The organism is Clostridium sp. CM74B_53, from assembly GCF_036318045.1.
Lineage (GTDB): Bacteria > Bacillota > Clostridia > Lachnospirales > Lachnospiraceae > Pilosibacter.
This window is the reverse complement of record NZ_JAWQDE010000005.1, coordinates 164,582-188,292: the sequence shown is the minus strand read 5'-3', so window position 1 is coordinate 188,292 and position 23,711 is coordinate 164,582. Positions and strand designations below refer to the sequence as shown.

Sequence of the window (23,711 nt, the reverse complement as noted above, 5' to 3'; positions counted from 1 at the left end):
ATCACAGCACCTTCCTTACAGTATCAGGGCTATATGTCTCGAAAATCTGCTCGAAGTTTGTGGCTACGCTGTCGTTTGCCATACTGCTGTCACGGAACACGGCATAGTAAGACTTCATCTGTGCAATAGCCTTGACGGTCTCCTCGGTCACATCACGGTCGAAGCAGGCCAGCAGGAACCCATCTGCCACATTGAACACCTTTTTGCCTGCGATCTCTTTCACCTCAATGGAGCTGGACAGCAGCACACCCAAATCCAGCATCACCTGGAACAGCAAGTCCTCCGGGGTACGGTCTTCCTTCACGTTGTCCACCAACGAGAACAGATCCTGCTGACCGACTTCATCCGGCGTGTAGTATACAGGCTTCATATTGCTTTCATCCAGACGCAGGCAGCGGAAGCCGATGTCCAAATCAGCCGGAGCCGTCAAACCGGCATCCTCTTTGATTTTCCGGCCCGCACGACGGATACGCTCCTTGCCGATTTCGCAGATGTTCTTGTAGCCTGCCTTGTAGGCTTCGCTCTTTTCATCTGTTTTTTCCGGCAGCTGTACCATGATAAATTTGCGATGTCCGCCGTCCTCAGCGTTGAGCTGCATGACTGCATGGGCAGTGGTAGCAGACCCAGAGAAGAAGTCGAGAATAATATCATCGTCTTTGGTATTCAACTGGCATAACAATTTCAGTAGTGTCGATGGTTTTGAGTAATCAAATATAGTTTTTCCAAACAAATCCATCAATTCAAGTCCCGAACTTCTATTGTTTCCGTATTCTGTCAAAATTGATCTTAATACCTGACCATTTTTCATATAGACCTTATGATGCAGACTCCATCCATTTGCTGTTTTTGTAAATCTTACCGTGCCTTCTTTCAACCCTTTAATAACAGTTTCCCTTGATTTTTGTGAGTTTATAGTCACGCTCGTTCCGTCCGGAGCTATGAGTGTAATGACGATAGGATTTTGTAGTCCATTTCTGACTAATGTATCCCAATAATATCTCCTTCCATCATTTTCTATTTCTTTATATCGTTTTAGATATTCTTCCGTCTGCGAGATATACCATCTATCCGATGAGTTATTTATATTTTTAGAATAGATTAGAATATATTCATGATCAACTGCAATATATCTCGAATCATTTCCACCTCCTTTACGTTGTTGCCAAATCAAGTTTGCAATAAAGTTGTCTGCTCCTAAAATCTCATCACATATTTTTCTTATATTTACTACCTCCTGGTCATTTATACTGATAAAGATAACACCATCATCTGCCAGCAAGTCCTTTGCAATTTTCAGACGTGAATAAATCATATTGAGCCAATCTGTATGAAAACGACCATTGCTTTCGGTATTGGTCACGAGGCGGTTGCCTTCTTCGTCATACTGGCCACTATTATCCATATAGTCCGCCGCACTCTGTGCAAAATCGTCCTCATAGACAAAATCGTTACCGGTATTGTACGGCGGATCAATGTAGATCATCTTGACCTTGCCCAGATAGGTTTCCTGCAAGAGCTTCAGCACTTCCAGATTATCGCCCTCGATGTAGAGGTTCTCACTGTCAAAACCGCCGGGTGTGCCATCTTTGCCCACACTATCAGCTGCCACCGGACGCAGCGTTGCCGTAATGGGCGCATTAGCCGCCAGCATTGCCTTTTTCTTGTCCGGCCAAGTAAACTGATAGCGTTCCTCCCGACCTTCTACGATGGAATCGGAAAGCTCCTGCCGCAGAACGTCAAAATCAATGGCGTGTTCTACCTTGCCGTCACGCATCACTTCGGTGATGGCATTGGGGAACAGCTTGCCGATCAGTTCTATATTTCTCTCCACACCGTCAAGGCTGTGCATTTTCAGTTTTTCCATCCTGAACCCTCCTATTTTACTTGTGCTTGTAGCGGAACTACGGAATTTGCAATTCTTTTTTCACCGCCAACTAAGGTAGTATAAAATCTTTGCTCTATACCAAATAAGACCATCTTCAAATTTTCTTCTGATCCAACTTTAAATTTTTGCTCCGGTGTTACTATATCTGGACAATAATCACATATATATGCGAAAATCTGCTTTTTATCATCATCATGCATCTTGGACAGAGTATCCATCGCCATAGCAATCCTTTTACGATTCGCCACTTTGACTTTGCTGGACTCAAACCCATCAGTAAGATCTATAAAATCATTTTGAAGGAACTCCTCTACCTCATGCTCTGTCGCTTCACGATATAGTTCGGAAATACCGCCAAAAATACTGGCTATTGGTTCCAATCGCTGAAAATATAAAGCATCCTCTGCTGGAATGTAAATGGCATCTGGATATTCGTTTATAAAGAGAATCGCTGTTTCTCTCTCGTATCGATATCCTTCACCAAATCCAAGAATTCCCTTTTTCTTCACCAGCTTTGATTTGCTAATATTCTGGAAGAATAGATTGTCATCTATTTTGGCAAATAAGTAATCTACCTGCGAATATTCCGCTTTTTGAAGAGAATCGTAATCTACCGTCTCGTAATCTTTTTGTGTAATCTCAATGGAAAAATCTTTTTCAGAAAATTCTGAGATTTTGAACCACTCCCCCGTTTCCAACGTTGCACCAGGTGTATACGGACAAGATGATTCAATTAACTCATCAGGTGAACAATACAAGTTCTCGTCTGTAGAAAGCAATTTTCGGTACTTATTCGCTTTGCCACGCAATCTGATTTTAACATATACTTGATTCATACTTTCTTACCTTTCATCGCTAAGTAGGTGGTATCATTTATCCTTTTTAATGAATCAAAAGATACATCCCTGCTATTTCTAATAATTGATCCATGTGCTATCACAAAAATACTTGTTCCTTGTTCTGTAAGAATATGATAATAGTGGTATCCGAACAACAAATACAATGGATTAAAATACTGTGTCTGTGATAGCCACGTAAACGCAAAAACAATAGCATATATAAATACCATTGTTACATTATCTGCAACTGATAGTGAAACAAAGAAGTATCCCAAATATGTTGGTATAAATTCATTATCCGCCAAACTGCTTTCTCGACATCCACTTAACGAATCATTTCCTAAGCCTTTTGCCACGATTAGTGAAATTAAAGAAAGTAAAATCGGTATTAACAACAAAATAATTCCTGTTATCCAGCATGGTAACTCTATAATTGTCCATTGCTTACTAATACCGTAAATAACTGTCATCCAAGATGTTGCATTTAATGTTAAGACAAACTTATATAGGCAATTCACACTTTTTCTCCTACTTTCTTTTTCGTTTTAAATTTTTCAGTTCTTGTACCAATTCAAATTTCTTCTTCGGCTGTTTTTCCTTACGGATTTTGGATTCCAAAGCTGCAATCTGCTTCTGCTGCTCTACACTTTCTTTCAGAGTAGCGAATTCATCCGAACCGAGAGCCGTCCCCGCAATCTGCCGCACAAAATTCTCATACACGGCATCCAGCGAAAGCCCATCCAGATGCACCGGAAGTTCATCCGCTTCGAGCCATTCTGTGTAATAATAACGATCAACCTTAAAAGCCGTCTTCCCCTCCGCAGCTTCCTTGTAACCGATAGCAGCCCGAAGCCTGCCCTCGTATTCCAGTAAAAAGAGAATGTGATACGGAATCTCCCGGTCAATCTGGCGCAACACACTTTCGTCCAAATCCGGGGCAGATAACCGAACCTCGAACACCTCAATCTCTGTCACCTGTTCGCCAGCAGCCAGATTCAGGGTGGTGGCCGCAATCTTATTGCGCCAGTAGATGATCCTTATCTGCTCCACGAACGCTTTTTTCATGGCCGGTGTCACAGCAATGTTTTCATAAAACTTCTGCTTGGGGATACGCTTGTTAAACTCCGTGGATTTCGGCAATCCCAGCACGGCATCTCACCTCCAGACAATCATTTCACAACAAGGAAGCAAATCAGTTCAAAATCATCCAGCCCGGATATATTGCTCATCAAAGCGGATGTTCCCCCGGCAGAAAACAGACTGTCAATGTCGCTTTCCTCTTTCACATCAATGATGGAATTGATTGCTTCGCTCAGCAGCTCGGACATCTCTGCCATATTCCGCCCATCATCTGTTTCGCGGTTAAAGCGTTCGTATGCCTCTTTGATCGGTGCGGATTTTCCGCGGCAGAGTAAGCGAATATCATCCAGCATCTTTTTCGGATTCAGGTAATCGCAGATAATCTGACCGTCCACTCCGATATAAACCATGTAGAACGGATGAATGCGGTTCCAGTTATCCACATTGACACTGTTGTTGATGTTTTTCAGCACAAAGATCACACCATCCGGCAGTTCATCCGTGGCAGGCACCACAGCATGAAGTCCACGCGGCTTTTTGTCCATGTCTCCGTTCCGTTTTATGTAGTCCAATAAGTCGAGTCGGAATTCGTTCAGCCCCAGATCCATAATGGAGATTCCATCGGACATATCCTCAATATCAACCACTTCTTCCTGTAAGCGTTTGAGCTGCGCCTTGCGGTATTCCAAATCACCTTTTTCTTCCGGATTGATCAGGTCATCATCACCGGTAGATGTCATAACAGTGATTTTCATGCGGGTCTCCACACGGGATTTCAAATTGATGTACTCATCCAGCGTCAAGTCCGGCCAGAAATTTACAAGCTGAATGTACTGGTTGCGACTGCCGATACGATCAACACGGCCAAACCGCTGAATAATGCGAACCGGATTCCAGTGGATATCGTAGTTGATCAGATAATCGCAGTCCTGCAAGTTCTGACCTTCTGAGATACAGTCCGTTGCAATCAGCACATCAATTTCGGTGGTGCTGCCCGGCATCAGAACATCCCGACCTTTGGAAACAGGGGAAAAGCAGGTCAACACATTATTCAGTGTTGCCTGAAATCCTTTGATCGTTGTTTTTCCATCAATGGAGCCGGTGATGACCGCTGTATTCAATCCATAGTTCTTCTTGATATACTCGCTGACATGGTCGTACAGATACTCGGCCGTATCAGAAAACGCCGAGAAGATCAGGACTTTCTTATTTTGATTATTGATGGGATGCTCGATTTTATCAGACGCCAGCTTTAACAGTTCCTGCAACTTGGTATCATGTTCCGGGGTAATGTCCGCAACCATAAAGGTCAGCAGTTCCAGAACCTCCGCATCTCGTTTGAGCTCCGTGCGCCAACTCTTCCAGTCCATATCCGCAAGGTCGATTTTTACCTTTTTGCCAACGGTGAAGAAATCCGAATTTTCATCATCTATATCAAAGTCATCGCCACCAGCATCGTACATGTCCAAATCCGCCCGACCGTATGCCTCAAACTGATTGATGGACTGAATCGTACCATTGATCAGTTCCTTGATTCGGGTCAGTGTCAGTTGGAAAGAATGTACGGAGCTTTCCAGACGCTTCAAGAGGTTGATGCTCATCAAGCGGCGGATACCTTGCTCACGTCCTGTCTGGGTCAGGTTCTCACCCTTATTGTGGGTCAGCTCTTTATATTTCTGGAGCTTGCTGGGGAAAATGTAATTGGAGGGCGCATACACACACAAAGAGAGCTGCATGAGTTGCTCATAAATCTCGTTATAGTTGATGGCGTTGTTCAAATCCGTCAGGCAGGGACGTTTGGAAATTGGCTTGAGCCGTTCGGGAAATTTTCCAATTTCGTTAGTGTCATAATATTTTTCAATATGTTTACGGGAGCGGGCAATGGTCACGCTGTCCAACAGCTCAAAAAAGTCAAAATCCAATGTGCGCAGCAGCGCATCTGTGGTTCGTTCCTCCTGAGGCAGTTTGCTCCATGCATTGAACGCCTTTTGCACCTGCTTGAAAATATCCTCCACATTTTTGGATGTATTCAGCCGCTCGTCAAGGAATTCCGAATTCCCCTCATAGGCAAGGGCAAGTTGGTTCTTCAAATCAACAAAACGGTTGTTGACCGGCGTTGCCGAGAGCATCAAAACTTTGGTTTTTACTCCGGTACGGATCACCTTATCCATCAGACGCTGATAACGGTTATCCTGCGTCTTGCTGTGCGTACCAATACCGTTGCGGAAGTTGTGCGACTCATCAATCACCACAAGATCATAGTTGCCCCAGTTCAGGCGATTCAGGTCAAGGCCATTGGACTGTCCGCCATTGCGGGAAAGGTCCGTATGGAACAAAACATCGTAGTTCAACCTGTCCGATGCAATCGGGTTATTGACATAGTTGTCCTTGTATGTATTCCAGTTTTCAGCCAGCTTTTTCGGGCAAAGCACCAGCACCGACTTGTTTCTATTTTCGTAATACTTTACAACTGCCAACGCAGTGAATGTTTTACCAAGACCGACGCTATCAGCAAGGATGCAGCCGTTGTACTTTTCCAATTTGTTGATGATGGCAAGCACGGCATCCCGCTGGAAATCGTACAGCATACTCCAGATTTTGCTCTGCTTGAAACCAGTAGCCTCGTTCGGCAGTTCATCTTCAGAGATATCATCCAGAAATTCACTGAACACATGATACAAGGTCATAAAATAGATGAACTCCGGAGAATTTTCTGCATAGGCTGTGCTGATGTTTTCCAAAACCACGTCCGTGACATCCTGCATCTTTTCACGATCATTCCACAATCCATCAAAAAGCTGCATATATTGCTGGGCGAACGGAGCTTCCATGCAGTTGACTATGTTGTAGCTGTTATTGCCACGCTCACAGCCGATGTCCACCGTCGTAAACCCATTGATTGGCACATAGGCCGTTTGTGCTGTTTTAGAATCCACAGTCATAAAGCCAGTCATGTTTTCGCCGGTTGTGTTTGATTTGAATTTCGCTTTCTTTCTGATCCAGTCAGCACACTCTTTTGCGATAGCTCGCTGGGTCATCTCATTGCGCAGCTTGATTTCAAACTCTGTACCGTATAGGCTGGTCTCACGGGAAAGACGGGGAATATAGAATTCTCGTTTCTGCTTTTCCGCTTTCTCTTTGACAAAGGTGGGCGATGTGAAGATAAAACGAAACTCGTCCACAGATTCCAACTGCTTCTTCAGCTCTTTATACGCATACATCGAAAAGCAGGCTGCCGCTATTGACACCTTGCTTCCCTTTTTGATTTCCACTCGCAGATCATCCCTAACCGTACTGGTAATATTGTCAAGAATCTTCAAATTGCTCACCCGCCTTTGTTCTCAGTCTTTATTTTACATTTTTTGATGTCCCGTTATCAGGACTATCAGGCAGAATTTCAAGAACATCCTCGACATTACAATTCAATTTCTGACAAATTCGATCAATGACTTCCAGCGAAACGATCTCATCCCGCCCCATCTTGCTCATAGTGCTTGTGCTCACACCAGCAAGCTCACACAAATCTTTTTTACGCATTTTTCTGTCGATCATGAGTTTGAATAGTCTGTTGTACGATACTGCCATTTTTTCCTCGCCTTCTATCTTTCTAAGTGGTTTCCAAGCCATCAAAAAACTCTATTGACATTATAGCGCAACACGCTTTAAGAGTAAACAAAAAATGCCGACTTCTCATAAGCCGCAAGTCTTCTGCAAGCAGGGCTTTCGTGACACGAAAGCCCTGCTTGTTGGGGAAGTCTCCACTCCGTTCCGGTCCGCGCAAAACCGAGGTTCACCGAACCTCGTGCGCCCCCAATCCCCATAAAACGCTGCCTGCGGCATCGGGCTGCTGCGTCTCCGTTCCACTCCGGTCCGCGCAAAGCAGATGTCCACCGGACATCTTGCGCCCGTTTCGGATGCTTTAACGGCAGTTCCTGCCAAAGAAAACGCCGGAGTGAATCATCACCCCGGCTTCAAAAAACATTTACTTGTGCTTGCGGCCTCCACGCTTTTTGTAGTCCTCGTCTATACGCTTTTTCCAGTCTGCGCTCAGCGGGGCACTGCACCGGACAGAGCTGATTGCTTCGCTGACCACTTCATAATTCAACGCGGTTCCTTCGCTGTCGCACTGATAGTTGACTGCACGGTCTGCGCCGATTCCGAACTGACTTGCAGTCTCTACTGCATCAATATTGGCACCGAGGAACAAAAACTCCCAACCGTATTTCGTTTTCTGCCGCTCGATCATCAGCTTCACTTTTTCGCTGTTGTAGCGGTGGCTGGCATTTTCCATTCCGTCCGTAGTGATTACAAACATGGTGTGTTCCGGCACATCCTCCGGTCTTGCGTACTTGTGAACATTTCCAATGTGATGAATCGCACCGCCGATGGCATCTAAGAGTGCTGTGCATCCGCGAACCGTGTAATCACGGTCAGTCATTGGTCGGACGTCCATTACATTTACACGGTCGTGCAGGACTTCGCTCACATTGTCAAACAATACCGTTGAGACCAGTGCTTCGCCCTCTGCTTTTTTCTGCTGCTCAATCATAGAATTGAATCCGCCGATGGTATCCCGTTCTAATCCGCTCATGGAACCGCTGCGGTCTAAGATAAAAACGATCTCTGTTAAATTCTTTCTCATATGCTTGTCCTCCCAAAATCTCGCCCTTGCGGGCTCGCTGTCGCGGTATTCGCCAAGGTTTCGAGCAAGCTCGAACTTTGGCTCATTACACGCGCATATGGCTGCTCGGTTTCGTACCTTACAGCCATAGTATAGCGATTTTCTTTTGTGGAGTGGTCGCATGGAAAGCGACATTTCTTTGTCCTTATGCTCCGATCAAACTCTGGTCAAAAGCAAACAGTGCCTCGTTGATTTCATACACATTGTAGTTTCCCTGTTCGACAAAATATTCTACAATGATGTCGAATTTGCTCGAATGGGAAAGGGTAAAGCCTGCCTTACCCAGCATCTCCTGCATCTGGGCAAGCGGCAGTTCCAAAGCCAGGGCAAATGCCAGCACCGTAGGTTTGGATGGCTTATAGAATTTATCCGAACGGATCTTCGAGAAGAGCTTCCGGTCAATGTTTGCCTTCTTGTAGCACTGGGCATCCGTCATGCCGCTTTCGTCAATCTTCCGCAGCAGCATTTCTGAAAAACTCTCATCAATCTGTCCCAGTGCCTCTTCCAAGGATTGACTGCTGCAAGATTTACAGATTGCTTCGGACGGCAGCGGGGCAGGTGCAGCTTCAAAGCAAGATTCCTCTGACAATGCTTCGAGCCGCCGCCTCTGTTCTGCCCGTCTGTCGGTATGTTCCTCCACATACCGGTCATCTATGTACGCCGCGATATCAGCAAACAGTTTTCCGCCAATCTGATATGCCTTTCGGTCAAAGATAACGATGTAGACCATCATCTCATTTTCCAGCAGGAATGTACTGATGGTATCGACTGCAACCTTCAGAGCCTGGTCTTTAGGATAGCCGTAAATGCCAGAGGAAATCAGCGGGAAGGCCACCGACTGACAACCATTTTCTTTTGCCAGGTTCAAAGATGTCCGATAGCAGGATTCCAGAAGCTCCTGCTCCCGATGCTTGCCATCCCGCCAGCGCGGGCCGACTGCATGGATCACATATTTGCAGGGCAGTCGATATCCCTTTGTGATTTTTGCGCTGCCGGTTTCGCAGCCATGCAGCGTACTGCATTCTGCAAGCAGCTCCGGTCCGGCGGCACGATGAATGCAGCCGTCCACACCGCCGCCGCCCAAAAGAGACGTGTTAGCCGCATTGACGATTGCGTCAACGCTCATTTTTGTAATATCGTTTCTGATAATCTGTAAGGGCATTGCTTATTTCTCCCCCTTCTGCCACCTCGTTAGATATGCTTCTTTTTCAGTTCACGAATCAACATCTCAACCTGTACTCCTGTAAGGAATGGTGTTTTGATTGTCGATGCCCAATAAAAATTCCGCTTCAAAATTGTTTTAATCTCATTCGGAGAAAGAGCAGGCAATGCTTTAACATCTCCATTGAAATTTTCCGGCACAATCATTCTGACACTATGATATTTTTCATCAGCCACTTCCGTTGGCATGTCTGTGATAATCTGTCCGACCGCAATAATCCCTCTTCCTTTAGAATAAAAAAGAGCATAGTCATCTTTGCGAAAGCTGTCGATATACCGTTTGGCATCTCCATATGCCGCTATTTTGTTTCCGAGAATCATCTCGGATTCATTTGTATCTGAATACGATATATTCGTATCAAACATGATTCCTTTACACGCAGAAAACTTCAACCGATTATTTTCTATTTCTGTCAGAAACTTCACCCAGTATAAAACATTCTCCGGAATGATATGAGACTTATCCGGATTGATCGCAAATTCATAGATAACCGTTGGATCTGCTGCTTTCACATTTGAATATTTCTGTGCATTCTGAACGTTTCCTTCTGTTGTAAGCAAATACACCTCACCATTCAGGCTGGAATAGTCATCTGTATTGAGATCAACATCACCCTTCTTTACCTGAATGTAAATATGCTTTCGGTTCAGGTCATTTGGATCAACTAAAACGCACTCATACTTTGGCGTAGCAATTTTATTTGTCGATGGGATGCAGACATAGCCTTTCGTATCATACAGCCACAGTGCAAGTAAATCCTCAACATCTTCCGGCTGGAGCAGGCTGTAAAAATGCTTTTCACATAATGAAAGAGCCGGATCGGGATAATTGAATAGATCCAGAGCTGAATCGTGGACACGGTTATACAACATCTGACTGTATTCTTCCACTCCATTTTTCTTAATTCTCTGGATGGTTGAACCCATAATAAATGATGTTGCCACAGCACCAGGAACGGATTCTTCATCTGCCTTATCTGTAGCTGGATACCAATCTATATTGGTCAACTGATTTGCTGCATCCATCTGTACTGCATCTTCGCGAAACACCCAGGTACTGTTCGCCTTAACTCTCGCAATATAGTACTTCCCTTCATTTCTTGAGCGCATCCATAGGATGTCTCCTTCTTTCACATCCTCTACCATGCGGCATACACTGTCGAATGATTTGTACTGAGTTCTTGCCAGATTACAGTAATCCAAAAATGTATGTATCCCAGAACGTTCTACCTGGGTTAATTCACGAAGACTCCATCCCATTGCTGCGACATGATTTTTCAAGCAATAGTCGGCAACATTTGTGCCTCCTGTATTCACCTGTAATCTCCATACTGCCATCTTGTCTTCCTCTTTCTTTTTGCATTTAGAACTTTCTCATCATTCGCTTCGATATTATTATATATCTTCCACACATAGAGTGACAGATGCAATGTACATTATTTTGCACATTTCCGATTTGGTCTTGCGGTACTCTGCATAGGAGCTTTTCTTTCGTTCCAGGAGCATCGCATACTCTGCGTTCAGCTCGCTGATGCGTAGAAGCTTTTTGTCAGAGCCGTTCTCTTTCTTATAAGCATCGAACGCCTTTTTCGCTGCGCTGTTGAAAAATGCCATAAATGTGTACCGCGGCAAAGGAAGGCTACCATTGCACAATTGCCTTTGTGATTCAGATGAATGGAATTCATCGGGTGTTTCCAAATGAGGCGACTGTCGGCAAGGAGGATCTGGAAGAGATGGGAACTGCCATGACTCTGGATCTCCTGGAGGACGGTACCGGAACCATGGATTATGACGGGACGGTCTATGATCTGACCTGGGATGACAGCAGTATTACCATGGAGGATGCGGCAGATTTCTATACGCTGGAGGATGGTGTGCTGATGCTGGCAAATGCCGATACAGAGATGGTATTTGAACGGCCAGGAAGCGTAGCAGCTGTGACTGCACCGGATGAAGAAGAGGGTGAGCAAACAGCCTCCAGCACAGCAGCATCGGTAGAGGACAGCTGGACAGTCGTTCCGCTGGCGTCTGCTCAGGAGCTGGTGCCTTATAGCTGTACAGAATTCAGTATGAATATTCCGGAAGGCTGGAGCGTGAAATCTTCTGCCATGTACACCGGTATGTTTCATGCAATTCATGTTTTTGATCCGGAGAATCCGGTAAATCAGATTTTCTTTATGCTAAAAATGGAACCATTATTTTCAGATGAAAATTCCCGGGCGATGATGGCGCTTTCCAGTGATTTGTTTGGAAAATGTCCCATTCTTACGAATGTATCGACACAGGGAGTCTTTGAAATATTCCCACAGTTTGCAGACGCAATGAATGCAACTGCTGACTATGCGGATATTCAGACACCGTACATTGCAGATTTTTCTGTGACAAAGAGCTTTGAAAGTACTCAGGGAATGAGCAGCGTTGCTATTTCCCCCTCCATTCTTCGGGCGGATTTTACACAGAATGGCACAACGGGAGAAGGAATGTTCACGGCGGATGTGGTTCCCTTTGCCATGGGTACGGGAATGGGATATTATTCTGTCTATAATCTGACAGTCCTCAGTGCAGAAAAGGGAACCTTTCAGGACTGGCAGCCTACTTTGAATAAAGTTCTCAGCAGTCTTAATTATACGCCGGAGTTCCAGAGCTTTGCCATGTCCCAGAGCAATCAGGCGGCCTCTACCTCCCAGTCTCTCAGCCAGTCAGCCAGTGAGATGTCCGACAGCATCATGTCTTCCTGGGAAAACCGGAACCGGAGCCAGGATATCATGAGCCAGAAGCAGAGTGATGCCACCCTGGGTTACGAGCGCATCGTGGACACTGAAACTGGAAATATTTACAAAATTGACAACGGTTTCACCGACTGGTATGACGGCTCCCGTTACAAGTCCATCACTGATGATCAGTATACGGATTCGGTGGAAGCAGTGATTCACTGGAAATAGGGTCATTGATTTTTTAAGGCATTTGCGGTATCATGGCATGGTATAGTTTGGGATAAATAAAAGGGGTAGAGAGGGATTAAGAAATGGAAAAAAGAAACGCAAAAGCCTTATTGCCTATCGCGGTGTTTGTGGTTTTATATCTGGGACTGGGGATTCTGTTTGAATATGGCCTGAATATCGAGATGGGATTTTACAAAATTCCTGTTGTGATTATATTTTTGCTTGCACTGCTTGTTGCATGTCTGCAAAACCGGAAATTAAGCCTGAATGATAAGCTGAAAATAATGGGAGTTGGAATCAGCGATCCGAACATTATTACCATGATCATTATATTTATGCTGGCTGGAATTTTTGTGGGTGTTGTTGGAAGAACATCAGCAAACAGTGTGGCATATTTTATTCTGTCACTGATACCGCCTCAGTTTGCGGTTGTGGTGCTTTTTGTAGTAAGTTGTTTTGTATCACTTGCAATGGGGACTTCCGTAGGAACCATTACTTTAATTACTCCGATTGGAATAGCCGTATCGCGAGCATCGGGGTTTGACCTGCCACTTTGTATTGCGACAGTCATGGGTGGTGCAATGTTTGGGGATAATCTGTCCTTTATCTCTGATACGACAATTGCCGCATGTAATGGACAGGGTTGTAAGATGACAGATAAATTTAAGGAAAACTTTTTCATTGCACTTCCGGCAGCAATTGTCAGTCTGGTGATTATTTACAGTCTGTCTGTGAAAAATTACAGTGGCGGAGTTGTGCAGGAAGAATATCATCTGATACAGGCCATTCCTTATATACTGGTACTGGCGGGAGGCATTCTTGGCTTAAATGTGTTCCTGGTACTGATTACAGGAATCATAAGTGGCTCCATCATCATGATTGCGACAGGGATGATCGTGCCGACGGATTTGCTTGGAAATATGGGAGACGGGGCAGCAGGCATGTTTGAAACCAGCATGGTTGCCATTCTGGTAGCGTCTATCTGTGCACTGATCAAAGAATATGGTGGATTTGCTGCTCTGCTATATTGGATAAAAAAAGTGTTTAAAGGGAGAAAAGGCGGACTCCTTGGCATGGGTCTGTTGGTAGGTCTGATGGATATTGCAACGGCGAATAATACAGTCGCAATTGTTATGGCAAATCCAATTGCAAAAGAAATGTCAGGAAACTACGGAATCAGCAATAAGAAAGCAGCATCTATTCTGGATACATTTTCCTGTATCTTTCAGGGAATTCTTCCTTATGGAGCACAGATGCTGGTTGCCATCTCAGCGGCTTCCGGCCTGGGTGAGACAGTCAGTGCATTTGATATTCTGCCAAGGTTGTTTTACCCGTATATGTTGTTCATCAGTTCCCTTGTCTTTATTTCTTTTGAAAAAAATGCATAACTGGAAAAACAGATAGAAAAAGAAGGCGAAAGCAATGTTCGGAGAATGTCATGCCCATGTAATCATGGACGGAATCAATTATAAAGCAGCAGTGGCCGCTTCGATCTGCTTCTTATCGGCACCATGATGGAGTTGGACAGATTCTCAATCATATTGAAAATACTGCCATTCCATCCCTGTGGGGTCTGTCCTACCTGTACGGATATATCCGCGACCTGTTGGTTTACGCTGTCAAACATCCCCGAAAGGTTGCTCATAATACCGCCCACCAGCATTTCTTTCATCCAATTCGTCAGGGCTTCAAGTAAGAAATCCATACGGTGTCAACCTCCTTTCCGCCGCCCCCGCAAAGCTGCGGGAGCGGCAAGGATTTCATACGGAGACGCTTAGACAGAGAAAAGCCCGGAGAGCAGAGGTACAAGGACCATGCCGACTACGGCTACACCAGCGCCGGCCATGAGCTGTTTTATCCCCAATTAGGTGTAAAACTCTGCTCGATGGCGGGCGGCGGCGTACAAAAAATCTATATGGTGTTTTTTAAGAGAACCGTCCCGGCGGGACAGGTCAGGCAGTGACCTGTTCCACCTCCGGGATGGGTTTGAGATTAAAATGAATTTCGATAGAAATGTGTCTTGTTTTATCTTCGTCAATGCGCTCATGCACGACGATTTCTTTGATTAAACGGTTGAGGGTGGCTGCGTCCAACTCTGTGATGTTGGCGTATTCCTGAATGGCTTCCACCCATTGTTTTGCGTCATTGGCAAGCTGGACTTCATCGGACAGCCGCTTTCTGCCCTCGGACACTTTTGTTTTAAGCTCCGTCTGCTCGGTCTGTGTCTTTTCCAGCATGGTGTTGAAATTCTGCTCACTGATACGCCCTGCAATCATATCCTCATAAAGCCGCATTACCATTTTGTCCAGAACCTCAATCCGTTCCTCGTCCCTTGTAAGGGAGCGTTCCATTGCTTCCCGCTGTTCCTGCTGCTCGGCTTCACAGGTATTGGTCAGGCGGTCGGCAACCGCTTCCCCGTCCATCAGGGCAGCTCTGGCACATTCCCGGATTTTCCGCAGCACATGGCTGTAAAGGGTGTCATAATCAATCCGGTGCTGGGTGCAGTGGTTCTTTCCAAAGGCATTGTAGGTCTTGCAGGAATAAATCCGCTGGGGATGTTTTGCGTTTGTGTAGCGTACCGTCAGCGACTTCCCACACTCGCCGCATTTTATCAATCCGGCAAACAGGCTGATTTCATTTGTCTGCCCCGGACGCTGGCGGGATTTCAGCTTGTTCTGCACAATGTCAAAGCTCATGCGGTCAATCAGCGGTTCATGCTGTCCCTCCACCACAATCCAGTCCTCCGACTTCTTTTCCCCAATCGTTCCGATTTTGAAACGGTAGTCTTTTTTCTGGGAAGCAATCGCCCCGGTGTAGACGGGATTCATCAAAAGATCTTTGATAACGGAGAAGTCCCACATATACCGCCCGTTTTCCGGGTCTTTCTTTTCCCATTTGGTGCGGGTATTGCGAAACCCCCGTTCCCGGTTCCACCATGTAGGGCAGGGGATTTTTTCTTCCTCCAGCCGTCTGCGGATATAGTTCGGACCATGACCGTTCAGGGCATATCCGAAAATCAGCCGCACAATCGGGGCTGTTTCCTCGTCAATGAGCAGATGGTTCTTGTCCTCCGGGTCTTTCCGATACCCAAACGGGGCAAGACACCCGGTAAACTGTCCTTTCTGCGCTTTCAGAAGATAAGATGAATGGACTTTCTTGGAAATATCCTTGCTGTACATCTCGTTCAGGATATTCTTGAACGGGGCAATATCGTTGTTATCCCGCAGAGTGTCGATACCGTCATTCATGGCGATATAGCGGACACCGTTTCTTGGGAAAAAGTCCTCAATCAAATGCCCGCTTTGCAGATAATTACGCCCCAGTCGGCTGAGGTCTTTCGTGATGACAAGGTTGATCTGTTTCCGCTCAATGGCTTTTAACATCCTCTGTAAGTCAGGACGCTCCATGTTAAGACCTGTAAAGCCATCGTCCTGATAGACTGCCACAACCTCCCATCCCTGCTTTTCGCAGTATTTTTCCAGCATATCACGCTGGTTTGCGATACTGGCACTTTCGCCTTGCAGGTCATCGTCCTTTGACAGCCTGCAATAGACCGCTGCACGATAGCCCCCGGCAAGTGCCTTTCCGATTGTTCTGTATTCCATTTCGTTCATCATAGCCATTTACCCACACAATCCAGACGGTATCTGGCTCTTTTGAACCTCATCTTCATTATAGCTTATATCTTTCTTTTTAGCAAGATATTCTTTTGTATTTGTCTTTCCGTATTTCTGGGAAATCAGGCTGACGAACACATCAGTGGCGTCCAGTTCCCCGTCAAACACCGTTGTAACATGAATCTCTGTTTTGTTTTTTGCCATAGGCAGTTATCCTCCATACATGAAAATAGCCAGACAGAGGATGTCGGCAACGAAGTCCGGCAACGGGCTTCAAAAGACCTTGCAAACAATCTCAATCTGGCGATGGTTACTATTTATACTTTTCTTTTATTTTTCTGTTGTTTTGGTTGTTATAAGGGAGAAAAGCCCGGAAATAAGGGGTTTTCCCCGGCAACCGGCTCGGCAACGGGATAGCAACAGGGGGTGCAACGGGCGGTCATTTTCAGAATGGAAGCTCCATCTGTTCTGTGACCTCCACAAAACCATCCATCGTTTTTTCAGACGGGTTGCCGGAGTCCGTTGCCGGGTTTTCACGCTCCCAGCCCTTTTGTCTGCCATATTCGGAAAACATTCTTGGGTTCGGGAAATACCGCCAGCCGGAAATGCACTGGTTCATTATCTCGTTGATTTCCCGGATTTCCCATTGCTTCGGCTCGTCAAAGGCATGGTTTAAGGCTTCTTTGTAGAGCTGCTTGGAGCAGACCATGCTCCCGGTGTACTTATCAAGATACGCCTGTATCATTCCGGCTTTGGTGTCCTCCGGCATAAAATCCCGCTGGTGTTCTTTGAGATACCGCTGCATGGCGGGGCTGAAAGCCAACTTGAACCTGCCGCTTCGGTAAATCTCCATCGCTTCCGCCCACATCTGTTCGATATAGGCTCTGGAAGCAGCTTCGTCCTCCAAAATGTGAACCTCGGCTTGCTCCGGGTACACCATGACGGGGATAAAGCGGCGGTTGCCGGAACGGTCAAGGGGCAGGAAGTCAAGGGCATTGGAAGTGCCGCCAAACACGCACTGACGGGGGCGGTCTGCCGGGTGGGTTTCATAGGGTATCTTGTAGACCTCTTTCTGCCGGCTTAAAAACGACTTGATTTCTTCGATGCTCTTGGCATTGGCGGTTGCCATCATTTCCGACATTTCGATAATCCAGTGACCTTGCAGCTTGCGGTACACATTGTCATCGTCCAACTTCCGCAAATCATCGGAGAACCACTCGTCCCGGACTGCCAGCAGGCGGAAGAAGGTGGACTTGCCAGCCCCCTGACCGCCTACCAGACAGAGCATGATTTCAAATTTGCACCCTGGCTGAAAGGCTCGTGAGATTGCACCCAACAGGAACAGCTTCAATGCTTCATAGGTGTAATCGTCTGCGTCAGCCCCCAGAAAGTGCCGCAGACAGAAACGGATTCGTTCTGTCCCGTCCCACACAAGGGCAATTAGGTAGTCCCGTATGGGATGGTACTTGTTTTCATTCGCCACAATCCCGATGGCGTTATCAATCTTTTTCTCATTGGTAAGCCCGTAGGTTTCTTCCAGATAGAGAAGCAGATACTTCATGTCCGTATCGTTCAGGGCGGTGCTTTCTCTGTGGAAGCCGATGGGCTTTATGATGTCCTTGCGGTCAGTCAGGATGTTGTATGCGATAGCCCCGGAAAGCAACGGGTCACGCTGAAATACGGTCAGGCAGTTCCGTATGCTCTGACGGACACCGCCTTTCTCGGTAGTTTCCAGCCCCGCCTTGATTTTCTCAATGCTCTGGGGCGGCTGCATGGCGTTCATAGTGTTTTTTAGTTCTTGCTGCGTCTGCGGCTGCAAGCTCTGCCATTCGCTGTTCAAGCTGTATCACATCCTTTCCGTAGTCCGTAATCAAAGCCGCTTTTTTCTCTGTCTCCCCGAACAGCAGCACATCCAGCAGATATTCCACTTGGTCTTGCTTCTGTAAGGCTTCCACAAACCGGGGATGAAAGGCTTCCTCCGGGGAGTGTGGGGCGTAGTCCGTTCTCCATGCCATCAGCAGATGGAGATAATCGGCAAGAATACGGAAACATCGGTTCTTTGCTTCCTGAAACTGTTCCTCCGGCGATTTCTGCCGGGGCTTGGACTTTTTCGCCTTTCCCGGCGGTTTCCAGTCCTCATAGGAAAGCCCGAAGTCCTGTGCCAGTTGTACGGCGGCTTCTTTCTTTCCCAGCCCATACAGGGCGGCGGCAAAATCAATCACATCCCCATCCGCACCGCAGCCGAAGCAGTGGTAACGCCGATCCAGCTTCATGCTTGGGGTTTTATCGTGATGAAACGGGCAGCAAGCCATCCCGTTCCGCCCTGCATGGATTCCATAATGCTCCGCAGCCTGTCTTGTTGTGACGGACTGCTTCACAGCTTCAAATACATTCAAATCTATCCCTCCTTGAAAATAAGAAAAGCACCTGACATTCTCTGATTGAAAATGGCAAGTGCCTGTTAAAGTTCCATATCCTGTTGTCTGTGTTTCGCCTGTGCCGGGGCGGTTCTTTGTGCTTTTTTCTCGTCTGCCTTATCCTGCAAGACTTCCTTGATGGGCTGCTTCTTGGGCGGCTCTTTGCTTTCCTCTGTGCCGGGTGTGGCTTTCCGTACCCAGTAGCGGATGTCCCGCAGCTTCTTCAAATCCTCCTGTACCTCGGTCAGCGGTACTTTCAGTTCTGCGATTTCGCTGAGAAGCGTTTCCTGCTCCTCTTGCAGCTCCTTTTGGGTACTGTCCTTATCGTCCGGGTGCTTGGCAAGGTAGGCGGCGGCTTTCGCATACCGGGCAACCTCCGTGTGTTCCTGTTTGAATTTCTCCTTTGTTTTCTTAAAAAATATCTTCTGGTACTTCTCATAGACAGCCTTACATTCTTTGCAGTCTGTCCGGCTGGCAAGAATCCCGTCAATCACTTTGCTGCGGGCTTCCTTTGGCTTCATCTGATTGCGGTAATCGGCGGCTGATTTCCCGGACGCTTCCAGAAACGCTTCTAAGTCCTCCACAGTGGAAAGTCCCTTTTGCCGGAGATAGGACAATGCTTCGCTGACTGCCTTTAAGTCCTGTGAAGTCCCCCGGTTCTGTCCAGCCCTTGTCCAGTCCTTCCGTTCTTCCTTTCGTATCTCCATATACTTCATCAGCAGATTGGGAAGAAGTGTCGCTTCCTCCGCCGCTTTTTGTGCAAGCAGCTCTTTCCGTTTTTCGCCCAGCTCGGTAATCCAGCCTTTGAGGTTTTGGATAAGCTGCCGGATGGACTTCATCAGGCGGTTGGCGGCTCTGATTTCCCGGTTCAGGTTGCCGATATTCGTCTGGATACCACGCTTTTCCATCTGGCGGACAGCAGCCCCCTCATGGACAGTGGGGACTATATCAAGCCCCTGTCTGGCATAGGAACGCAAGTCCACACGCTCCGGGCGGTCATTGGCTTCCAGATAACGGTTCTGGATGACCTCCCATTCATGCCGCCAGATTTCACAATACTTCTGGTCGTTCCAGTCCACCGTATCCTCCTTGTGGCTTTTCCACCTGCCGGATGGAAGTTTTATCCGTTCCCCGTTTTCGTCAAGGTCATAAACCTTGCGGCTCTTGGGAAGCCATTTTCCATGTTCGTCCATTGCCCTCATAGTGAGCATGATATGGGCGTGGGGATTGTGTCCCGGCGGATGGGGGTCATGGATTGCAAAATCAGCAATCATGCCTTTGGAAACAAACTGCTGCTCACAAAACTCCCGTACAAGGACAGCGTACTGGTCAGGCGGTATCTCTCTGGGGATGGTAAGCACCCACCGCCTTGCAAGCTGGGAGTTCCATTGCTTCTCCACCGCTTCGGCGGCGTTCCATAGGGTATTGCGGTCTGCATATTTCTGTGGGGCATTTGCCGGGAGCAGGATTTCATTGTGGACGATACCACGCTTTTCCGGATAGTGCTTCACTTGCTGGTCGTATTCACAGAACAGTTTTTCGCCACTCTGGTAAGCAGCGGCGGCAATCGCAGACTGCTGTTGGCTGCGCTGCACAATAGAAATTTCGTTGTGCGGACAGGGCATTTCGTGTCACTCCTTTCTGTGATTGGCGGATGGGGTGGCGTTTTGCCACCTCATTTTGGGCAGAAAAAAAGCAGGCAACCTTTTTCAGATTTCCTGCTTGGTGTGCCGCTTTGTGGGCGGCGGGTATTTAGTTGTAAGAGTTTGGGGTTACTTTTTGACTTCCTTTATGATTTCAGTTGTCTCTAACTGTACCCGATAAGTGCTTTCTTCTCCGTTCAAATTGGTTGTTTTCAATTCAAACCACAAATTATCAGTCAACTTATCAGCGTCACTATCTCTGAGAATGTCACCAGAAATTTGTCCAACATTTCCAGAAACATCTATTGTCTCACCTGTCTGATCATCAACACCATTAGAAAGCAGAGTTTCTTTTTCGCTTCCATTGATATAAATGGTCGTTGAGTATGTGGTAATATTAGCAAAATCGTCTGACATCACTTTCAAATCACCACCATAGCAAATTTCATCTTTGCCATCTAAAATAATTACACCATTCGACACAGAAATATATTCATTTTCTCCGCTAAATGAATATACCTTTAAGGACTGTTCTTCATTGCTTTCGGAGGAAGTGTTGCACCCTGCAAGCAGAACCGTACAAGCAAGCAACGATAGCATAACTGCCATTATCTTTTTCATAATATCACCATCCCATCAAATTTCAATTTTTCAGTTCTACAAGTTGGAAGTTGTCGCTATGAAATTTCTTTTTCATCATCTCTTGGTGATCGGACATAACATAACATTTCTTTTTCACAAGCACCAAATTTTGAGAAATTGAATTTCGCTTCTTTTAGTGTTATTCCATGATTAGAGTCGCTTGGTTCGTTATCAGAAGCAATAAACGGGTCATTCTCCCAAAAACAAACGGGGCAAATATACCCACAATCTTTATTTGCCGGAACATTATAGGTAAAATATCCGCAGCAAGGACATTGGTATTTTTTCATATAAACCTCCCGTTTAATCCTTGACCTCAAATTCCTGATTTATTGCTGACTTCATTATACTTTATTGCCTATCGAAAAGATAGCATATTTTATGAAACTTGTCGGCTGGGAACAGCTTGCAGCGCAAGGTGTCCCCAGATGGCAAGTCCACAAAAGGGTAGCTGGCGGCAGCCAGCGCAGGGGAAGCGTAGCGTCCCCTGTTTGATTTGGAGCAGACCATGACTGCGGAAAATCACAGCCCTCCGGCGAGGAGCCTTCGGAGAACGCAATGCACCAACTTCTGGGTGGTGTATAATTGCGCCCTTAGTAAACTAAGGGGGTTCCGGCATCTCCCGTTCCAGCAGTTTTTTCAATAGTTCCTGCGTGTCCTGTCTGTGAAAAATGAGTTTCAACAACAGCATGACATCATCATCTGTCAGGCGTTCCGGCTCTTGCAGAAAACTTTCCAGCATACCGCCACGGGTACAGAGCCGGTGCGTCCGTTCCTTTCGGGTAAGCTGTTTCAACTGGTGCTGCAATGCCTTTTCATCATTGATGGCTTTCCGCAGTTTCTTTTCGCTTTTTTCCAACTCCCGATTGAGTTTTTCCAGCTTTGAGGTATCAGGCAAGGGCAGCGTCCTCCTTTCCCGGTATCAGCACATAAATCCGGTTTGGTTCTCCAATGCCCTGACGCACCCGCATGATAAGTCCGGCAGTTTCCAGTTCATTCAGAGAACGCTTGACCGTCATGGAGCTGCGGGACAGGACTGCGGCAATGGCTGTGACAGGGAAGCAGACAAAGAGGATTCCGTTCTCGTCCTCCTGCCCTTTGGAGAGCATAGCGTCCAGCATCCGGCAGTACATGACCTTTGCGGTGCTGCTGACTGGAAATCCTGTCAACGCTCTGGGAAAAGGCATACAGGGCGGCAATGGTGTGTCTATCGTCATAAATTCAAAATTCATTCTGTGTGTTCCTCCTTTTTCTTTGCTCGTTTGGATAAATAACAGGGGCAGTCAATCACAACCGCCCGGAAGCTCTGCCTGCACCCATGCTGGCATTTCCGGCATAATTCGTTGTAAGTGACACGCCCCCGGTCATTGAGGTAAAAGGAAAGCTCATGCTTTCTCTTTTTGCTCATTCTCGGCATATTGCGCTTCCTCCCGTTTTAGTGTATGGTTTCGGGGCGATTTTCGGTAAAATTACAGCCATAGAGCCGCTTAAAATCTCCCGAAGTATCAGCGATAGGGTAGACTGTCCCCCTATCAGATTGTTGTGTTTCGGTATCATTTCGGTGTCAGTTCGCCAGTTCTCCCCGGTGTCGTTCCTCCCCTGAATCTCACAGCGGCGTATCGCTCCCTTTGGTACGCTCGTTTTGGTCAGGGTTCCTCCATATCCCTGCCAAAATTCATGGCGCTACATCGCCGGGGAAGCATATCCCACACAGGCTGGTCATTCGATTGGAATAATCCATCGATGAACTACCTGTATCATAGAACATTTTTGTGCCCTGTGCCGTATGTCCACAAAGTAGGAATTAAGGGTAAAAATCAGAAATTTCCACGATTACGGAAAGTGTGATATAATCCAGATAAGCGGCAGCAATGAAACCGTTGGAAAGGAGCGTGTGCCCATGAAAGGAGCAACAAGCATACAGGAACGCCTTTGGGAACTCCGCAAGGACAAAGGCTTAAATCTGGAAGAACTATCAAAACTAACGGGTATTTCTAAATCAGCCCTTGGCAGTTATGAAAAAGAAGATTTTAAGGAAATCAATCATGGCAACCTTATCACGCTGGCAGACTTCTATGGGGTTTCCGTCGATTATCTGCTGTGCCGGACAGAGAACAGGGAGCAGATCAACACGCCACTGACGGAGCTGCATTTGAACGATGAAATGGTTGCACTTCTGAAAAGCGGTCGGATCAACAACCGTCTGCTCTGCGAACTTGCCACCCATAAGGACTTTATCAAGTTTCTTGCGGACATTGAGATTTATGTGGATGGGATTGCCACCATGCAGATTCAAAACCTCAACACCCTTGTCGATACTGTCCGACATGAAATCATAGAACGGTATCGCCCTGGCGAAGATGACCCACATTTGAAAGTGCTGCAAGCCGCCCATATCAGTGATGATGAATATTTCAGCCACATGGTTCTGGATGACCTAAACCTGATTATCCGGGATATTCGGGAAACCCATAAAAAGGATAGTGAGAGTGCGCCCCAGACCACTGTTGCCAATGAACTGAAAGAAAATCTGGAAGCGGTCGAAAATTTCAAGGGCAGCCGTTTGGAAAAACTGGCAGTGCTTTACTGCAAGCAGCTCGGTATCAACTATAAAAATCTGTCAGATGAAGAATTTCGCTGGCTTATTCGGATTCTCCAAAAATCAAAGAAAACGGGAACGCCTATCAACCAGAGGAAAAAACGGTAAAGGAAAACCGCTGTTGCATGGTTTGTTGGATTCCATG

General features: G+C 46.5%; 24 protein-coding genes and 2 pseudogenes. 4 read left to right on the top strand and 22 right to left on the bottom strand.

Annotated elements, in window-relative coordinates; genetic code table 11:
- Nucleotide 1: 1 nt before the first annotated feature.
- The 10 genes from V2546_RS06265 to V2546_RS06220 all read right to left on the bottom strand — a co-directional run bounded on the left by V2546_RS06265 (nt 2) and on the right by V2546_RS06220 (nt 11,320).
- Entirely contained in the window at nt 2-1,864 is a 1,863-nt protein-coding gene (locus V2546_RS06265) for a site-specific DNA-methyltransferase (RefSeq protein ID WP_329751843.1), read from the bottom strand.
- Nucleotides 1,865-1,875: 11 nt separating this feature from the next.
- Entirely contained in the window at nt 1,876-2,721 is an 846-nt protein-coding gene (locus V2546_RS06260; RefSeq protein ID WP_173728879.1) for an ATP F0F1 synthase synthase, read from the bottom strand.
- Nucleotides 2,718-3,242: a hypothetical protein gene (locus V2546_RS06255; RefSeq protein WP_329751842.1), complete on the bottom strand. Its 525-nt coding sequence runs from the start codon at nt 3,240-3,242 to the stop codon at nt 2,718-2,720. The genes V2546_RS06260 and V2546_RS06255 overlap by 4 nt, the downstream gene beginning before the upstream one ends.
- Before the next feature lie 10 nt (nt 3,243-3,252).
- Entirely contained in the window at nt 3,253-3,873 is a 621-nt protein-coding gene (locus V2546_RS06250; protein WP_329751841.1) for a DUF4391 domain-containing protein, read from the bottom strand.
- Nucleotides 3,874-3,893: 20 nt separating this feature from the next.
- Nucleotides 3,894-7,076 carry a helicase-related protein gene (locus V2546_RS06245; RefSeq protein WP_486463564.1) on the bottom strand — a complete coding sequence of 1,061 codons (3,183 nt, stop codon included), beginning with the start codon at nt 7,074-7,076 and terminating at the stop codon, nt 3,894-3,896.
- Nucleotides 7,077-7,152: 76 nt separating this feature from the next.
- Nucleotides 7,153-7,389 (bottom strand): helix-turn-helix domain-containing protein, encoded by a 237-nt coding sequence (locus tag V2546_RS06240; RefSeq protein ID WP_118532790.1) that lies wholly within the window; start codon nt 7,387-7,389, stop codon nt 7,153-7,155.
- Nucleotides 7,390-7,786: 397 nt separating this feature from the next.
- A complete protein-coding gene (locus V2546_RS06235) occupies nt 7,787-8,446 on the bottom strand; it encodes a hypothetical protein (RefSeq protein WP_329751839.1) in 660 nt (219 codons plus the stop codon).
- Between the two features lie 184 nt (nt 8,447-8,630).
- Complete coding sequence (locus V2546_RS06230; protein ID WP_329751838.1) at nt 8,631-9,647, bottom strand: O-acetyl-ADP-ribose deacetylase; 1,017 nt, start codon at nt 9,645-9,647, stop codon at nt 8,631-8,633.
- Between the two features lie 29 nt (nt 9,648-9,676).
- A complete protein-coding gene (locus tag V2546_RS06225; protein ID WP_329751837.1) occupies nt 9,677-11,044 on the bottom strand; it encodes a hypothetical protein in 1,368 nt (455 codons plus the stop codon).
- A 57-nt stretch (nt 11,045-11,101) separates the two neighbouring features.
- On the bottom strand, nt 11,102-11,320 hold the full coding sequence (locus V2546_RS06220; RefSeq protein ID WP_329751835.1) for a hypothetical protein: 219 nt from the start codon (nt 11,318-11,320) through the stop codon (nt 11,102-11,104).
- A 56-nt stretch (nt 11,321-11,376) separates the two neighbouring features.
- Here V2546_RS06220 and V2546_RS06215 point away from each other — a divergent pair, with 56 nt between their 5' ends.
- Both V2546_RS06215 and V2546_RS06210 read left to right on the top strand, forming a co-directional pair.
- Nucleotides 11,377-12,648 (top strand): hypothetical protein, encoded by a 1,272-nt coding sequence (locus tag V2546_RS06215; protein ID WP_329751834.1) that lies wholly within the window; start codon nt 11,377-11,379, stop codon nt 12,646-12,648.
- An 83-nt stretch (nt 12,649-12,731) separates the two neighbouring features.
- Nucleotides 12,732-14,036: a Na+/H+ antiporter NhaC family protein gene (locus V2546_RS06210; RefSeq protein ID WP_015553395.1), complete on the top strand. Its 1,305-nt coding sequence runs from the start codon at nt 12,732-12,734 to the stop codon at nt 14,034-14,036.
- A gap of 113 nt (nt 14,037-14,149) precedes the next feature.
- Here V2546_RS06210 and V2546_RS06205 read toward each other — a convergent pair.
- From V2546_RS06205 to V2546_RS06190, 4 genes and pseudogenes are all read right to left on the bottom strand, one after another.
- A pseudogene (locus V2546_RS06205) lies at nt 14,150-14,353 on the bottom strand (VirB6/TrbL-like conjugal transfer protein, CD1112 family); the annotation flags it as partial.
- A 69-nt stretch (nt 14,354-14,422) separates the two neighbouring features.
- A pseudogene (locus V2546_RS06200) lies at nt 14,423-14,509 on the bottom strand (Maff2 family mobile element protein); the annotation flags it as partial.
- Nucleotides 14,510-14,600: 91 nt separating this feature from the next.
- Complete coding sequence (locus V2546_RS06195; protein ID WP_329751833.1) at nt 14,601-16,271, bottom strand: recombinase family protein; 1,671 nt, start codon at nt 16,269-16,271, stop codon at nt 14,601-14,603.
- Nucleotides 16,272-16,469 carry a hypothetical protein gene (locus V2546_RS06190; protein ID WP_002304371.1) on the bottom strand — a complete coding sequence of 66 codons (198 nt, stop codon included), beginning with the start codon at nt 16,467-16,469 and terminating at the stop codon, nt 16,272-16,274.
- Here V2546_RS06190 and V2546_RS06185 point away from each other — a divergent pair.
- The gene (locus V2546_RS06185) at nt 16,443-16,682 is read left to right on the top strand and encodes a tweety protein (RefSeq protein ID WP_329751832.1); all 240 of its coding nucleotides are present in this window, start codon (nt 16,443-16,445) and stop codon (nt 16,680-16,682) included. The genes V2546_RS06190 and V2546_RS06185 overlap by 27 nt on opposite strands.
- Nucleotides 16,683-16,710: 28 nt before the next feature.
- On the opposite strand, the gene V2546_RS06180 is transcribed toward V2546_RS06185, so the two are convergent.
- The 8 genes from V2546_RS06180 to V2546_RS06145 form a co-directional block, all read right to left on the bottom strand.
- Nucleotides 16,711-18,048, bottom strand: a complete 1,338-nt coding sequence (locus V2546_RS06180; protein ID WP_329751831.1) for a virulence-associated E family protein — start codon at nt 18,046-18,048, stop codon at nt 16,711-16,713.
- On the bottom strand, nt 18,017-18,661 hold the full coding sequence (locus V2546_RS06175; protein ID WP_329751830.1) for a CHC2 zinc finger domain-containing protein: 645 nt from the start codon (nt 18,659-18,661) through the stop codon (nt 18,017-18,019). The genes V2546_RS06180 and V2546_RS06175 overlap by 32 nt, the downstream gene beginning before the upstream one ends.
- Before the next feature lie 65 nt (nt 18,662-18,726).
- The gene (mobQ, locus tag V2546_RS06170) at nt 18,727-20,307 is read right to left on the bottom strand and encodes a MobQ family relaxase (RefSeq protein WP_329751829.1); all 1,581 of its coding nucleotides are present in this window, start codon (nt 20,305-20,307) and stop codon (nt 18,727-18,729) included.
- 147 nt (nt 20,308-20,454) lie between these two features.
- Entirely contained in the window at nt 20,455-20,946 is a 492-nt protein-coding gene (locus tag V2546_RS06165) for a hypothetical protein (protein WP_329751828.1), read from the bottom strand.
- A gap of 56 nt (nt 20,947-21,002) precedes the next feature.
- A complete protein-coding gene (locus V2546_RS06160) occupies nt 21,003-21,257 on the bottom strand; it encodes a CPCC family cysteine-rich protein (protein WP_002304358.1) in 255 nt (84 codons plus the stop codon).
- A gap of 311 nt (nt 21,258-21,568) precedes the next feature.
- Complete coding sequence (locus tag V2546_RS06155; protein WP_005927679.1) at nt 21,569-21,865, bottom strand: DUF3847 domain-containing protein; 297 nt, start codon at nt 21,863-21,865, stop codon at nt 21,569-21,571.
- A complete protein-coding gene (locus V2546_RS06150; protein ID WP_005927681.1) occupies nt 21,858-22,199 on the bottom strand; it encodes a DeoR family transcriptional regulator in 342 nt (113 codons plus the stop codon). Before V2546_RS06150 ends, V2546_RS06155 begins: the two co-directional genes overlap by 8 nt.
- Nucleotides 22,196-22,384, bottom strand: coding sequence for a hypothetical protein (locus V2546_RS06145; protein WP_329751827.1), 189 nt, complete (start codon nt 22,382-22,384; stop codon nt 22,196-22,198). The genes V2546_RS06150 and V2546_RS06145 overlap by 4 nt, the downstream gene beginning before the upstream one ends.
- Nucleotides 22,385-22,867: 483 nt before the next feature.
- On the opposite strand from V2546_RS06145, the gene V2546_RS06140 reads away from it, so the two are divergent.
- Entirely contained in the window at nt 22,868-23,674 is an 807-nt protein-coding gene (locus V2546_RS06140; protein WP_005924756.1) for a helix-turn-helix domain-containing protein, read from the top strand.
- Nucleotides 23,675-23,711 lie beyond the last annotated feature (37 nt).

Coding starts and splice junctions, on each gene's coding strand:
- V2546_RS06210 (WP_015553395.1), top strand. CDS start 12,732: ATGGAAAAAAGAAACGCAAAAGCCTTATTGCCTATCGCGGTGTTTGTG.
- V2546_RS06145 (WP_329751827.1), bottom strand. CDS start 22,384: ATGCCGAGAATGAGCAAAAAGAGAAAGCATGAGCTTTCCTTTTACCTC.
- V2546_RS06235 (WP_329751839.1), bottom strand. CDS start 8,446: ATGAGAAAGAATTTAACAGAGATCGTTTTTATCTTAGACCGCAGCGGT.
- mobQ (WP_329751829.1), bottom strand. CDS start 20,307: ATGCCCTGTCCGCACAACGAAATTTCTATTGTGCAGCGCAGCCAACAG.
- V2546_RS06190 (WP_002304371.1), bottom strand. CDS start 16,469: ATGGCAAAAAACAAAACAGAGATTCATGTTACAACGGTGTTTGACGGG.
- V2546_RS06185 (WP_329751832.1), top strand. CDS start 16,443: ATGAATCTCTGTTTTGTTTTTTGCCATAGGCAGTTATCCTCCATACAT.
- V2546_RS06160 (WP_002304358.1), bottom strand. CDS start 21,257: ATGAAAAAATACCAATGTCCTTGCTGCGGATATTTTACCTATAATGTT.
- V2546_RS06260 (WP_173728879.1), bottom strand. CDS start 2,721: ATGAATCAAGTATATGTTAAAATCAGATTGCGTGGCAAAGCGAATAAG.
- V2546_RS06220 (WP_329751835.1), bottom strand. CDS start 11,320: ATGGCATTTTTCAACAGCGCAGCGAAAAAGGCGTTCGATGCTTATAAG.
- V2546_RS06165 (WP_329751828.1), bottom strand. CDS start 20,946: ATGAAAAAGATAATGGCAGTTATGCTATCGTTGCTTGCTTGTACGGTT.
- V2546_RS06195 (WP_329751833.1), bottom strand. CDS start 16,271: ATGGCTATGATGAACGAAATGGAATACAGAACAATCGGAAAGGCACTT.
- V2546_RS06230 (WP_329751838.1), bottom strand. CDS start 9,647: ATGCCCTTACAGATTATCAGAAACGATATTACAAAAATGAGCGTTGAC.
- V2546_RS06150 (WP_005927681.1), bottom strand. CDS start 22,199: ATGAATTTTGAATTTATGACGATAGACACACCATTGCCGCCCTGTATG.
- V2546_RS06225 (WP_329751837.1), bottom strand. CDS start 11,044: ATGGCAGTATGGAGATTACAGGTGAATACAGGAGGCACAAATGTTGCC.
- V2546_RS06240 (WP_118532790.1), bottom strand. CDS start 7,389: ATGGCAGTATCGTACAACAGACTATTCAAACTCATGATCGACAGAAAA.
- V2546_RS06140 (WP_005924756.1), top strand. CDS start 22,868: ATGAAAGGAGCAACAAGCATACAGGAACGCCTTTGGGAACTCCGCAAG.
- V2546_RS06180 (WP_329751831.1), bottom strand. CDS start 18,048: ATGAACGCCATGCAGCCGCCCCAGAGCATTGAGAAAATCAAGGCGGGG.
- V2546_RS06215 (WP_329751834.1), top strand. CDS start 11,377: ATGAATGGAATTCATCGGGTGTTTCCAAATGAGGCGACTGTCGGCAAG.
- V2546_RS06265 (WP_329751843.1), bottom strand. CDS start 1,864: ATGGAAAAACTGAAAATGCACAGCCTTGACGGTGTGGAGAGAAATATA.